The organism is Zhihengliuella salsuginis, from assembly GCF_014651715.1.
Lineage (GTDB): Bacteria > Actinomycetota > Actinomycetes > Actinomycetales > Micrococcaceae > Zhihengliuella > Zhihengliuella salsuginis.
This window is the reverse complement of the sequence record NZ_BMXK01000001.1, coordinates 259,628-272,474: the sequence shown is the minus strand read 5'-3', so window position 1 is coordinate 272,474 and position 12,847 is coordinate 259,628. Positions and strand designations below refer to the sequence as shown.

The 12,847-nt window shown below is 69.2% G+C and carries 14 protein-coding genes; 7 read left to right on the top strand and 7 right to left on the bottom strand.

The genetic code is table 11. The features are described from left to right. Nucleotides 1-301 precede the first annotated feature (301 nt). Nucleotides 302-1,948 carry an alkaline phosphatase D family protein gene (locus IE069_RS01290; RefSeq protein WP_189348290.1) on the bottom strand — a complete coding sequence of 549 codons (1,647 nt, stop codon included), beginning with the start codon at nucleotides 1,946-1,948 and terminating at the stop codon, nucleotides 302-304. A gap of 105 nt (nucleotides 1,949-2,053) precedes the next feature. Here IE069_RS01290 and IE069_RS01285 point away from each other — a divergent pair, with 105 nt between their 5' ends. Both IE069_RS01285 and IE069_RS01280 read left to right on the top strand, forming a co-directional pair. Then, a complete protein-coding gene (locus IE069_RS01285; protein WP_189348289.1) occupies nucleotides 2,054-2,824 on the top strand; it encodes an aminoglycoside 3'-phosphotransferase in 771 nt (256 codons plus the stop codon). A 23-nt stretch (nucleotides 2,825-2,847) separates the two neighbouring features. Further along, nucleotides 2,848-3,726, top strand: a complete 879-nt coding sequence (locus tag IE069_RS01280) for a 3-methyladenine DNA glycosylase (RefSeq protein ID WP_189348288.1) — start codon at nucleotides 2,848-2,850, stop codon at nucleotides 3,724-3,726. Here IE069_RS01280 and IE069_RS01275 read toward each other — a convergent pair. From IE069_RS01275 to IE069_RS01265, 3 genes are all read right to left on the bottom strand, one after another. Next, complete coding sequence (locus IE069_RS01275) at nucleotides 3,723-4,091, bottom strand: hypothetical protein (RefSeq protein WP_189348287.1); 369 nt, start codon at nucleotides 4,089-4,091, stop codon at nucleotides 3,723-3,725. The two genes, IE069_RS01280 and IE069_RS01275, sit on opposite strands and share 4 nt — an antisense overlap. Before the next feature lie 258 nt (nucleotides 4,092-4,349). Next, nucleotides 4,350-4,754 (bottom strand): hypothetical protein, encoded by a 405-nt coding sequence (locus IE069_RS01270; RefSeq protein WP_189348286.1) that lies wholly within the window; start codon nucleotides 4,752-4,754, stop codon nucleotides 4,350-4,352. 67 nt (nucleotides 4,755-4,821) lie between these two features. Then, nucleotides 4,822-5,316: a hypothetical protein gene (locus tag IE069_RS01265; RefSeq protein ID WP_189348285.1), complete on the bottom strand. Its 495-nt coding sequence runs from the start codon at nucleotides 5,314-5,316 to the stop codon at nucleotides 4,822-4,824. A gap of 247 nt (nucleotides 5,317-5,563) precedes the next feature. On the opposite strand from IE069_RS01265, the gene IE069_RS01260 reads away from it, so the two are divergent. The 3 genes from IE069_RS01260 to IE069_RS01250 are packed head-to-tail and all read left to right on the top strand — an operon-like array spanning nucleotide 5,564 to nucleotide 8,648. Then, on the top strand, nucleotides 5,564-7,276 hold the full coding sequence (locus IE069_RS01260; protein WP_189348284.1) for a carbon starvation CstA family protein: 1,713 nt from the start codon (nucleotides 5,564-5,566) through the stop codon (nucleotides 7,274-7,276). Nucleotides 7,277-7,328: 52 nt separating this feature from the next. After that, nucleotides 7,329-7,583, top strand: a complete 255-nt coding sequence (locus tag IE069_RS01255) for a cory-CC-star protein (protein WP_189348283.1) — start codon at nucleotides 7,329-7,331, stop codon at nucleotides 7,581-7,583. Between the two features lie 9 nt (nucleotides 7,584-7,592). Beyond that, the gene (locus tag IE069_RS01250) at nucleotides 7,593-8,648 is read left to right on the top strand and encodes an ArsA family ATPase (protein WP_189348282.1); all 1,056 of its coding nucleotides are present in this window, start codon (nucleotides 7,593-7,595) and stop codon (nucleotides 8,646-8,648) included. Between the two features lie 50 nt (nucleotides 8,649-8,698). Here IE069_RS01250 and IE069_RS01245 read toward each other — a convergent pair whose 3' ends face one another. Beyond that, entirely contained in the window at nucleotides 8,699-9,352 is a 654-nt protein-coding gene (locus IE069_RS01245; RefSeq protein WP_189348281.1) for a maleylpyruvate isomerase family mycothiol-dependent enzyme, read from the bottom strand. A gap of 6 nt (nucleotides 9,353-9,358) precedes the next feature. After that, nucleotides 9,359-10,000: a maleylpyruvate isomerase family mycothiol-dependent enzyme gene (locus IE069_RS01240; protein WP_189348280.1), complete on the bottom strand. Its 642-nt coding sequence runs from the start codon at nucleotides 9,998-10,000 to the stop codon at nucleotides 9,359-9,361. Between the two features lie 108 nt (nucleotides 10,001-10,108). Here IE069_RS01240 and IE069_RS01235 point away from each other — a divergent pair, with 108 nt between their 5' ends. Beyond that, nucleotides 10,109-10,840 carry a winged helix-turn-helix transcriptional regulator gene (locus tag IE069_RS01235; RefSeq protein ID WP_189348279.1) on the top strand — a complete coding sequence of 244 codons (732 nt, stop codon included), beginning with the start codon at nucleotides 10,109-10,111 and terminating at the stop codon, nucleotides 10,838-10,840. Here the strand turns inward: IE069_RS01235 and IE069_RS01230 are convergent. Beyond that, the gene (locus tag IE069_RS01230) at nucleotides 10,804-11,991 is read right to left on the bottom strand and encodes a low temperature requirement protein A (protein ID WP_189348278.1); all 1,188 of its coding nucleotides are present in this window, start codon (nucleotides 11,989-11,991) and stop codon (nucleotides 10,804-10,806) included. The two genes, IE069_RS01235 and IE069_RS01230, sit on opposite strands and share 37 nt — an antisense overlap. Before the next feature lie 61 nt (nucleotides 11,992-12,052). Here IE069_RS01230 and IE069_RS01225 point away from each other — a divergent pair, with 61 nt between their 5' ends. After that, entirely contained in the window at nucleotides 12,053-12,847 is a 795-nt protein-coding gene (locus IE069_RS01225) for a potassium channel family protein (RefSeq protein ID WP_189348277.1), read from the top strand.

Sequence of the window (12,847 nt, the reverse complement as noted above, 5' to 3'; positions counted from 1 at the left end):
GATCAGCCGACCCAATCAGCCCACGATCAATCCGAACCAGGTCCGACGCCGCCAACCGACGGTCCGGTACACCAAGCATGAGTGCCTGCTGGCGCGTAAAGACGGCGCCACGAAGCTCAGGTGGAAGCGGGGACCTCTTGGACATGGGTCCATCTTGAACTACTGCCGAGAAATTCTGCCCGAGTTATCCACAGCTCACGGCGCCATGCACAGCCTGCCACCGTGGTCTTCCGGACCGCCGTCAGGTCCGACTAGTTCAACACGCTGAAACTAGTCGGAACTGACGGCGGCCTGTGCCGAACTACCGCTCGGGGTGCAGCGTCTTCGAGAAGACCGTCTCGCCGAGGGCGTTGCGCAGGCTGACCGTGAAGGTGTCGGCCTCGTCGAGGTCGACGTGGCCGAAGAACTGGCTCTTGCCGTCGCGCGGAGACTGGTTCGCGCGCTCCCCGGCCTTCGCGAAGACGACCTCCGGGCCGAAGGTGCCGTCCATCTGGCTCGGGCCGAAGGAGCCGGCGTTGATGGGGCCGGCCACGAACTCCCAGAACGGGTCGAAGCCGGTGAACGCCGCGCGCTCCGGCGAGTAGTGGTGCGCCGCGCAGTAGTGCACATCGGCGGTCAGCCACACGATGTTCTTCACGCCGGCCTCCTTGAAGGCCTTGAGCACCCGGGCCAGCTCGAGCTCGCGCCCCAGCGGGGCTCCGTCGTCCGCGTTGGAGATGGACTCCTGCGCGTCGCCGTCGGGGACGATGATGCCCAGCGGCAGGTCGCTCAGGATGACCTTCCACGTGGCCTTCGAGCGCGTGACCTCCTTGATGAGCCACTGCAGCTGCTCCTCGCCGAAGATGCTGGTCGCCTCGGCCTCCATGCCGGCCGTGTTCTCCCCCTTGAACGTCCGCATGTCGAGGGAGAAGAGGTCCAGCTGGTCGCCGCGCTCGATCTTGCGGTAGATGCGGGCGGGCTCGAACCCGGTGCCGCCGCGCATCGCCCGCGGATTCGCGATCGGCTGGTACTCCTGCCAGGCCCGGCGTCCGCGGGCGGCGAGGGTGTCGACGTCGCGGACGGTGTAGCGGTCGTCCTCGAGCACTTCGCCGTGCCACCAGTTGTTGGTGGTCTCGTGGTCGTCCCACTGGGCGATGACCGGGACCTCGGAGTAGAAGGCGCGGACGTTGGCGTCCATCAGGTTGTAGCGGTGCCGGCCCCGGTACTCGTCGAGGGTCTCGGCGACCTTGGAGACCTCCTCGGTGACGAGGTTGCGCCAGATCTGGCCGTCCGGCTCCTCGACTTCGGCGGAGATCGGGCCGTCCGCGTAGATCGTGTCGCCCGAGTGGACGAAGAAGTCGGGCTTGGCCTCCCGCATCGCGGAGTAGGCGAACATGCCGCCGATCTCCTCGTTGATGCCCCAGCCCTGGCCGGCGGTGTCGCCGGTCCAGACGAAGCTCTGCCCGCGCGGCACGTCGCCGCCGCGCACCGGGGTCCGGCCGGCGGCGTTGCGGCCGGCCGCCGTCGTGAAGGTTCCGTCGGCGGCCTCGCCGAGGGTGCCGTTCTCGTCCTCGAACGCCATCGTGACGGCGAACCGGCTCCCGGAGGGCAGCTGGGACGCGGCGATCTTGGCGGTGAAGTCGGAGTCGGCGGTGGCCCATGGACCGCGCAGGGTCCGCTTGAAGGCGCCTTTGCCGCGGATCGCGGTCCCGTCGGCGTCGACGGCGCGAAGGGTCGCGACGAGTCGGCCCGGTGCGGACGAGCGCGACCACAGCACGGCGGAGTCGGTGCCGGCGTCGCCGAACTGGATGCCGGACGGCAGGCTGAGCCGGTTCCGGACCAGCGCGGGCGCGGCCGGGCGCAGCAGCCCGGAAGCCGTGGCGGGGGCGGCGGTGACGGCGGCGGCGAGGCCGGTCGCGCCGGTGGCGAGTGAGCCGAGGACGAGTGAACGACGGGAGATGTGTGCCATGGTCCTACCGTCGTCCACGCGGACAACGCGCGCGTGAACCCGCCGTGACGTGCGCCTGACGATTCGGTTCGGCATTAGGCTGGACCCGACCAACCGAGGAGCCCCATGACGTACCGCCCGCTCGCCGCCGCACCCGAGGCCGACGTCGCGGTGCCAGCGCCCGTCGCGGAGTACTCCGCACGTGTCGGCGTCGCGCCGGGCGGGATCACCCCCGTCTGGCGCAATCAGCTCGGCGGCCTGACCTTCCGTTTGAGCCTGCCCTCCGGCGACGTCGAGTACGCCAAGTGGTCGCCGGCCGCAGCCGGCGTCGATCTGGGCTCCGAGGCCGAGCGCCTCACCTGGGCGGCCGGCTTCACATCGGTCCCCCGCCCCGTCCGCACCGCCCGGCACGACGACGGTTCCCAGCTGCTCGTCACCGCCGCGGTCCCGGGGGATCCGGCGGTGGCGCCGCGCTGGGTCGCGCAGCCGGAACGGGCGGCCGGTGCGATCGGGACCGGGCTGCGCGCCCTGCACGACGCGCTGCCCGTGGACGACTGCCCCTTCGACTGGTCGCTCGCTGCGCGGCTCGCGGACGCGGAGGATCCGGAGCGCGGGCGCGCTCTGGCGGCGGAGGCCCCCGGCATCGACCGCCTGGTGGTCTGCCACGGCGACGCCTGCGCGCCGAACACCCTCATCAACGAGGACGGCAGGTGGAGCGCCCACGTGGACCTCGGGTCGCTCGGCGTCGCCGATTTCTGGGCCGACCTCGCGATCGCCGCGTGGAGCACCGTGTGGAACTACGGACCCGGCTTCGAGCAGTACGTCTACGACGGCTACGGGGTCGAACCGGACGAGGAGCGGATCGCGTTCTACCGGGACGTGTGGGACGCGACCTGACCGGCGGGCCTCCGGCTCCTAGAATGGAGGCGATGCTTCCCCTCCCCGAATCCGCGTGGCTTCCGCGCGCCGCCGCCCACGAGACCCGCGTGGAGCGCTTCGCGGCGCCCTTCGTCGAGCGCCGGATGAGGCAGAAGAAGCACCCGGTCGAGGACTTCCTCTTCACCTACTACACCCAGAAGCCCGGCCAGCTGCAGCGCTGGCACCCGGGCGCCGGCGTCGTGCTGGAGGGCGAAGCCGCCGCACCGCGGCGCGACTGGAAGTTCTACGCGGAGCACGACGGCGGCGTCGGGCTGGATCTGGCGGCGTTCGGTGCCGCTCGGGCGGAAGCGATCAGGTTCGCGCGCATCATCCTGGCGGGGACGGCGAGCCGGCCGGGGAACTTCGCGTGCTTCGGGCTGCACGAGTGGGCGATGGCGTACAAGTCGGAGAGCAACGGGATCCGGCACGAGTACCTCCCACTGCGGCTCGGCGCCTCCGGCACGGACAGGGTGGTCGAGGAGCACCGGATCCGCTGCACGCACTTCGACGCGTTCCGGTTCTACACGCCGGAGGCGGTGCCGCTGAACGAGCTGCAGCCGACGCGCGATACCCAGCGCGACCTGGAGCAGCCGGGCTGCCTGCACGCCAACATGGACCTCTACAAGTGGGCGTACAAGCTCACCCCGGCCGTGCCGAGCGAGCTGGTGATGGACTGCTTCGAGCTCGCGTGGGACGTGCGGACCATGGACATGAAGGCCTCGCCCTACGATCTGGAGGACTGGGGCTACGAGCCGATCCGGATCGAGACGCCGGAGGGCAAGGCGGAGTATGTGCGGCTCCAGAAGCAGTTCGCGGACCGCGCGGACGTGCTGCGGAGGCGCCTGCTGGACGTCGCGGAGGCGCTGCCGCTGCCCAGCTAAGACGCGGCGGGAAGGAACACGACCGCCTGCTGCCAGTCGCGGACGGACTCGTCGAGCGTCAACTGCCACGACACGTCGGAGCTCGTTTCCAGGCCCTCCGTGCTCAGGTGGACGATCCGAGGATCCTCGGTGCCAGCGCACTCGATGGTCTGCCGCTGCGAATTCGCGGTGAATACGCCGGTTGTCCCGACCGGCGTGCAGTACACGTGGACCTCGAGCTCATTCGTTTCGAGCGGGACTTGGTGATCCGAATTCGTCCCCCTGACCCCATCTTCGTCGGAAACCGTCGTGCCTGCCAGAACGAAGTCGTCTTTGTACTCCTCAACGATCCACCACAGCTCGGGCTCTTCCCAGTCATCAGACATTCCCTCGAACATTCCCGAAGGGGAATCCGACGCAGGCAATTGGGACGGGCTGCCGCCGGTCGGCATCGCACTCGAGGCGGGTTCGTCCGGCCCTCCGGCGCAACCGGCTAGGACGACACCCATCAGAAGAGCCCCTGCCGCAGAGGTTCCCCGCTTGATTGAACACGTCCGTTCCGGCTTCATGGTCTGCTCCGAACTGTCAGCTGGCTGGTCCGCCAACCCTAACGACACCAAGTGACCCGCACTAGAGGTCAATACTCACGGCTGCACGGCTTCGACGATGATTGCCCACTCGGCGGCACCAGACGATCCGTCGAGGTTCATCTCGGCCTCGAGCCGCCCCGTCTCGCGGAGGGCGGCAGCCTCCAGCTCGATCACTTCCGCCCGGTCGGCACCGCCGCATTCGAGCTCAAACAATTCGCCGTTGATCGTCACCGAGTGAGGTGCCCCCTCAGGGAGGCAGTACACGCGGGCTTCAACCACTTCTGCGTTCGGCGGGACCGCTTTCTCATCGATGTGAAGCCCCACGTGACCGCCGGCGCCACTTGCACTTCCACCGCCGATAGCATCGTCACCGCGCTTTTCGAGCACCTGTTCGAAGCTCTCCTGCGGGACGGCTGTTTGCCCTGCGCAGCCCGTCAGCGCCGCGACAAGGATCCCCACCCCCGCAGCGCTTGCTCCCCGCCTGTGTGCGTGCGTCCGTTCCGGTCTCATGATCTGCTCCGAACTGTCAGCCTGCTTTGACAACCATGGCGTAGGAGAACTCCCGGGGCGACTCGTCCGGTTCGATCTCGGCACTGATGTACCGGGATTCACGGGCCTCGTCCGCGTTGACCTCGACGACCTGCGACTGTTCAGGTCCCGTGCACTCGATATCTGTCGTGTCCCCCTCGACGGTCAGCACCGCGGTCGCCGACACCGGCGCGCAGAAGACGTGGACCTCGACAGTCGCAGTGCCTTTGGGGACGTTCTCGAAGTCGAGCGAATGCCTCATGCTGCCACCGCCTCCCGCAGTCGCGGCGCCCGCGAACGAATCGTCCTCCTGCTCTTCGAGGATCCAACTCAGATCTTCAGCCGGGACGGTCGCCGACGGCGCACCGGACTCCGGCTCGGGACTCGACTCCGAGCCATCGGGCGGCTGGGCGGTACACCCGGCGAGCGAGGCGGCAGCGAGCGCAGCCGCGCCGGACACCGTCATGGCCTGCTTGAACGAGCGTCTCCGCACCGGTCCCATCGTTCCCCTCCGAACTGTCGGCCAAACCTTGCATCCACCCTAACGACACCGGGTTGCAGCCACCAGGGTCCCGTGCAGATCGGACGCCGGCGAGACGTGGGAACCGGGTTCGGGGGCGCCTCCCGCCGGGCCGCATCGCGAACGTCTGACACGGCCGTTCCCAAGGTGAGCTGGGGCACTGAGCGCGTAGGATGTTGGCTAATCACTCCACTCACACCGCTCATCAGGAGGCATCGACGTGAACTCCGTCGTTCTGGCATTGATAGGCATCGCGATGATCATCGCGGGCTACGTGTTCTACTCCAAGTTCCTGGCCAAGAAGGTCTACCGGCTGGACCCGGCCTACAAGACGCCCGCCCACCAGCTCGAGGACGGCATCGACTACGTCCCCACCAACAAGTATGTGCTGTGGGGCCACCACTTCACGTCCGTGGCCGGCGCCGCACCGATCGTCGGCCCGGCGATCGCCGTCATCTGGGGCTGGCTCCCCGCCCTGCTGTGGGTCACCCTCGGCACGATCTTCTTCGCCGGCATGCACGACCTCGGCGCCCTGTGGGCATCCAACCGCCACAAGGGCCAGTCGATCGGCACCCTCGCCGGCCGCTACATCGGCGGCCACGGACGCAACCTGTTCCTGGTGGTCATCTTCCTGGTTCTGCTGATGGTCAACGCGGCCTTCGCCGTCGTCATCTCCAACCTGCTGGTATCCACCCCCACCGCGGTCATCCCCGCCTGGGGCGCCGTCTTCGTCGCGCTGCTGATCGGCCAGGCGATCTACAAGCTCAAGTGGTCGCTGCCGATCGTCTCGATCGTCGGCGTCGTGGCCCTGTACGCGCTGATGCTGCTCGGGGACGCCTTCCCGGTGGTGCTGCCCGACATGATCATGGGCCTGAGCGCCAACGCGTTCTGGATCATCGTCCTCTTCCTCTACGCGGGCATCGCCTCCCTCCTGCCGGTCTGGATGCTCCTGCAACCGCGCGACTACATCAACGGCCTGCAGCTGTTCATCGCGCTCGGCATCCTCTACGCGGCGATCATCATCTCCGGGCCGACCATGATGGCGCCGGCCTTCAACAACAACGTCCCCGAGGGCACCCCGTCGCTGGTGCCGCTGCTGTTCGTCACCATCGCCTGCGGTGCGATCTCCGGATTCCACGGGATCGTCGCCTCCGGCACCACGGCGAAGCAGCTCGACAAGGAGACCGACGCCCGGTTCGTCGGCTACTTCGGGGCCGTCGGCGAGGGTCTGCTCGCCCTCGGCACCGTGATCGCCGTGTCCGCCGGCTTCCAGTCGGTCGCCGCGTGGGAAGAGGTCTACTCGGCCTTCGGCGAGGGCGGCGTGGGCGCGTTCGTCTCCGGCGGAGGCGCGATCGTCAACCAGGGCCTCGGCATCCCCGAATCCCTCTCCGGCACCATCCTGGCCACCATGGCCGTGCTGTTCGCGGCCACCACCATGGATACCGGCATCCGCCTGCAGCGCTTCGTGATCTCGGAGATGGGGCAGATCGCCGGCGTGCACCTGAAGCCGCTGGCGGCCACGCTGATCGTCCTGGTCGTCACCGTCGGCCTCACGTTCTCGGCCGGCGCCGACGGCTCGGGCGGCATGCTGATCTGGCCGCTGTTCGGCACCACCAACCAGATCCTCGCGGGCCTGACCCTGTCGATCGTCGCCGTCATGCTCATCCGCAAGGGCCGCCCCGTCCTGCCCGCGCTCATCCCGCTGACGTTCGTGCTGGTCATGAGCGTGATCGCCCTGTTCGTCCAGATGGGCCAGTTCTACGCGGCCGGCAACTGGCTGCTGCTGGTGCTCGACATCATCATCCTCATCGCCGCGGTCTGGGTCATCATCGAGGCCGTCGCCGCGATGAACCGCGCCCGCCGCATGGGCCCCCTGACGGACCTGCAGGAGGAAGAGGAGAACATCGCCGCGGACGCCGACAAGCGCGGGTGACCGGGCGCCGTCGAACCGACGGGCCGGCACGGAGAAGACGTCAGGAGCAGGAATGGGACGGCTGGCGGGGTTCGCCGCCGGGCTGCGCGAGTTCTACTACGCGCCGTACCGGCGGACCCTCGCGCGCGCCCAGCGCGACGAGGAGGACCTGTTCATGATGCTGGTCCTCTCCGAGTCCCTCGGCGTGCCGAACCCGGCGAGCTACTACACGCTCGAGCTGCTGCCGGTCGTCTTCGAGCACTTCCACGACTGGCACCGGCGCATGGGCATGGACCGCTCGCCGCTCGACTCGATCTCCTGCTGCTGAAAGGACCGCATGCCTGATCTGCGCTCGCTCACGCACGGCGCGCGCGTCGTGTTCTTCTCCGGCAAGGGCGGCGTCGGCAAGACCACGCTCGCCGCCGCCACCGCGGTCGCCGAGTCCGACGCCGGCCGGCGCGTCCTGCTCGTCTCCACCGACCCCGCCCACAACCTGGGCCACCTGTTCGGAACGCGCCTCGCCGACTCCCCCACCACGCTCTCCACGCACGACGACGGCGGCCGGCTCGACGCGCTGGAGATCGATCCGGCGGCCACCAGCGAGAGGCACTTGAAGGAGGTCGGGAAGACGATCCGCGCCATGATGCCCGAGCACCTGCACCGCGAGGTGGACCGGTACCTGCGGCTGGCCGCCGAGGCGCCGGGCACGCACGAGGCCTCGGTGCTCGAGCGGATCGCGGAGCTGACCGAGCAGGTCGTCGGCGACGAGGCTCCGGCGCCGGATGCCCACGGCGGCACGGCCCCCGGGCGCGCGGACGGACGGGCGGGCCGGACGCGCGACGCGGGCTACGACGTCGTCGTGTTCGACACCGCCCCGTCCGGGCACACCGCCCGGCTGATGGAGCTGCCGGAGATGATGACGGCCTGGACGGACGGGCTGCTCAAGCGCCGGGAGGCGAGCGAGAAGTTCGGTGCGGCGGTGGCCGGGCTGGGCGGCAAGTCGGACGCCGCCGACGCCCGCGACGCGCAGATCCGCTCCGTCCTGACCCGGCGCCGGAAACGGTTCGCCCGCCTGCGCGAGCTGCTGGCGGACGCCGAGCGCACGGCGTTCGTGCTGGTGCTCGCGGCCGAACGGCTGCCGGTGGCCGAGACGATCGAATTCGCCCAGCAGCTGCACCGGCAGGGCATCGGCGTGCGCTCGCTGGTCGTGAACAAGCGCTCGCCCGCAGGTGCCGGGGATTTCATGGCACGGCGGCGGAGCCAGGAGGAGCCGTTCGTGGCGGACCTGGCGGCCGCACTGCCGCGTACACCGGTCCTCAACATCCAATTGGCCCCGGACGAGATCCGCGGGCTGGAGGGGCTGCTCGCCGTGCCGGACCTGCTGGAATCCTGACGGGCGGCCGCCGGGCGCGGCGTTTCGGGCGCGAACGGCCCGCCAGCGAACTAGGCCGCAGCGCCCTCCCGGAGTCGCTGCCCCAACACCGCCACGCCCGGGCCGTCGAGTTCCTCGAGGTAGGCTGCGCGGCCGGCCATGCACATCACCAAGGCCAGCGTTGAACCGGTGACTTCCGGGCCGGAGCCGGCGACGAACGGACCGTCGTCGGCTCGCAGATGCAGGCCGGCTGCACGGGTTCGACTGTCCACGGCGAAGTCCCGCCGGGCGAAGAACCCGGCCACCGGCGTCAGCGATTCGACGCGCGGAGCATTGCGCATTCCCGCCGGCCGGCGGATGTCCTGGGCGTGCACGACGATCTCGCCCAGGTACGCGGGGATATGCCCCGAGGGGGCCGTGGTGCTGTCGACGACGGCGCGGAACCGTTCCAGCGTCTCGGCCGGGCTCGCGCCCCGGTGCTCGGTCAGCCGGCGCTGATTGTGCACATCGGGCCGGAAACGCGCGCCGACCATGCTGCGCAGCCAGCGCCACTGGTTCATGCTCGCCGCAGAGATGAGGTGGGCGACGACGTCTTCGACATCCCACGCAGGGCACAGAGTTTCTATCCGCCACTGGTCCTCGCTGAGCGTCGCGAGGTCGTCTGCCAGCGCCGATCTTTCAGCGCTCGCCAGCGCCCACAGCTCCGCGTTCTGGCTCCGGGTCATGTTGCCTCACGCCCGTTCAGCTGCGGTGAGCCGGTCGGCACCGGCTCCGGAGAGCCCGTCGCGTTCCACACGACGCCCCGAGACCGCCAGCAGCAGATCGACGGCGTCGCCAGTGATACTGTCGCCGTCGCCCCACGTGGCCCCGGTATTGCGGTCGATGAGCTGCAAGCCCTCTGCGCGCTCGCGTCCGCCGCCAAATGAGACGGGCGTGCGTAGCTGGTACTTCAAGGCCTCGGCAATCGCCGTCTCCGGGTAGCTGCCCGTCAGGCCGAGCGGCCGGCGGATGTCCTCGCCGTGGACGATGGCTTCGACCAGGCGCGTGGCCGGCTGCGCCGGGGGCGTCCGAGTCAGGCCGGCGGCCGCACGGAGCGCGGCGACGGTGTCGCGTGGATCCTGCCGCTTCTCCCGCGCGATTCCCCGTTCGTTGGCCCGATCGAAGTCGAACCGCGCCGCCAGGAGCTCGCGGACGAACCCGAACCGACCGATCCGGGCTGAGTCGACGAGGTGGGCGAGGACATCGTGAACGTCCCACCCCGGACAGAGAGACGGGACTGTCCACTGCTCACCCCGCAGCCCGTCGAGGTCCGCGGCGAGGCGTTGTCTCTCCTCGTGGACCGTCTGCCAGATCGCTGCTGCCGTGGTGTGCATGCCGGTTCCTTACGTGGGACGAGGAGTCAAACTTCGGATGGTGGCGCCACTCGCTTGCTACTACTAATACTGAAGTAAACACTACTGCATATGTAGTATGCTGTGTCAATGGCTTCCCGACGCTCCTACGGCTCGTACAACGACGGATGCGCCGCCGCCCACGCCCTCGACCTCATCGGGGACCGGTGGACCATGATCGTGGTGCGCGAACTCCTGCTGGGCCCGAAACGCTTCTCCGACATCCAGCGCGACGTGGTCGGCATCGGTCCCGCCGTCCTGACGCAGCGCCTGCACGATCTTGAGTCCCACGGCGTCGTCCTGCGCCGACGACTACCGCCGCCGGGGCGCGTGGAAGTCTATGAACTCAGCGACTGGGGCTACGGTTTGGAATCCGTCAATACCGCGTTGTCGCTGTGGGCGGTCGCGTCACCGGAGCTGCCGCTGGACGCGGACATGAGCCCGGATACGGTCGTCCTCGCGATGCGTGCGCACGCCAGGGCCGTGGGCGACGGCCCCGAGCACACCGTGGGCCTGTGCCTCTGGGATTCGCGCCAACAGGAGAAAACCGGGTCCGGCGGCGCGGAGCCGGTCTACTACCGGGCGCGCATCGGGGCCGGCACGACGATGATCGTCAGATCAACGGCTGCGGAGTCCTCCGACGCTCAGGTGTCGGCGTCGACGCGGGACTGGAAGACGTGCCTCATCGGGGGTGTGCCTCTCGAGCAACTGCCAGGAGTCTCCGTGTCCGGCAGCCCTGACGCCGTCCGGCGGCTTGTCGAGGCCACGTCGATCGCTCCCGCAACTCACCGGGTGGAGGCCCCCGCCGGGCGGGAGGACTGACGGAGGGTCACCGTGGCCAGCAGCAGGCCGAGCAGGATCAGCGTGACGACAGCTCCGGCCAGCAGGTTGATCAGCACTGCGTTCAGGGGCAGCACCAGGACCAGCAGGCCCAGCGCGACGATGCGCGACGTCGGCGCCCGGCCCGTGTGCGCGGCGACGAACCCGATGTTGCCGAGCAGGTAGAGGGCCGGCCCCGCCGTGAGCGTCAGCGCCACCGGCCAGCCCTCGTTCTCCAGCGGGTGCGCCACGACGAGCTCCACTGCGACGGCCGCCACGATCGCACCCGCCACCATGAACGCATGCGCATACGCGTAGGCCGCCCGGGCCACGTGCGAGGCCCGTTCAAGTTCGGGCGCCTCGTGGTATGCGTTGCCGTGGCGTGCGGAGAAGTAGAGCCACCACAGCATCACGATCGCGCAGAAGCCCATCACCGCCGCCGTGACGACGGCCGGCGTCAACTCCGCCTCAAGCAGCACGCCGCCGAGGATGAGGATCGACTCGCCGAGCGCGATGATGAAGAGCAGCCGGCTGCGTTCCGCCAGGTGCGGCTCGTCGAGCGGCCACGTGCTCATGTCGCTCGTGCCGACTCCCGGGAGCCAGAAACCGACCAGGGGCGCCATGTAGTCGACGATCACGGCCAGGGCCCAGACGGCCAGCCGGTACTCCTCGGGGGCGGCCGCGCCGGCGATCCAGACCACGCTCGCGATGCCGCTCCACGCCAGCAGCTGCGCGTAGTTGCGCCCCATCTGCTGACCTCGGAACGCGAGCACCATGAAGGCGCTGCGCACGATCTGGAACACGATGTAGGCGCCCGCGAACAGCCAGGCCCGCTCGCCGAAGGACTCGGGGATCGCGATCGCCATGCCCAGCGCGCACAGCATGAGGAATGCCAGCAGCACCCGGACGCTCGCGTGCTGAGGGTCCAACCAGTTCATGGCCCAGGCCGTGTAGTTCCACCCCCACCAGACGGCCGCGAAGAGGACAGCGGCCTCGGCCGCGCCCTGCCACGACAGGTGGTGGAGCAGGAAGTGCGAGAGCTGGATGATCGCGAAGACGTAGACGAGGTCGAAGAACAGCTCCATCCCGCCCACGCCGTGCGTGCCGGGACGTTGGTTCCTCAAGACTCCGAGGGTTCCGCGCGATTCGAACATGGGATCATCCTACGGAAACCCGTAGGTTGAAAGTGAACACCCCAGCACCCCAGGAGGCAGGATGCCACCCGCCCAGTCATCGCGCAGCCGCCTGCACCGGACCGTCGGCGCGGCGGCCGAGGCCCTCATCGACCGCATCGGGCTGCGCGGCGCGCTGGCGCTGATGCTCGCCTTCGCGGTGGTCCTCCAGTTCGGGTACCCGGTCACCCTGCACGGCGAGCTCTGGACGGGCCTGTACATGGCCCTCTACGGCGGCATGCTCTTCTTCGCCCTGCTCATCGTGCACGAACAGGGCCGCGGGCTCCTCCCGTTCGTCCTCCTCGGGGCGGTCTCCACGACGGTGGGGATCGTCTACTCGTTCAATCAGCGCAACGAGACGATCACCGTGGTCATGCTGTTCACCGTCGCCCTCTTCATGGCGGTGATCATCGGCAAGCTCGGCGTCTTCCTGTTCCGCCGCCAGCGCGCCGACGGGCTCTCGCTGATCCTGGCGGCGCTGACGGTCTACGTGATCGTGGGCGGGTTCTTCGGCGCCGTGTACGCGGGCATCGAGCTGCTGGTCCCCGGCAGTTTCGAGGACCCGCTGACGCCGGGCATCTCCCCGACCTGGCCGCAGCTGGTCTACTTCAGCTACGTGACCATGTCCACCGTCGGCTACGGGGACATCCTCGCGACCACCGCCTGGTCGCGCTCCCTGGTCACCTTCCACGGGGTCGGCGCGACGCTCTACCTCACGATCGTGGTGGCCCGTCTGGTCGGCATCTGGTCCTCGTCCAGCCACAGCCAGGGGCCTGCGGAGCTGGGGGCGACGGCGGAGGTTCGGGCGTCGCGGCCAGTTCGCCCGGACGTGGAATAG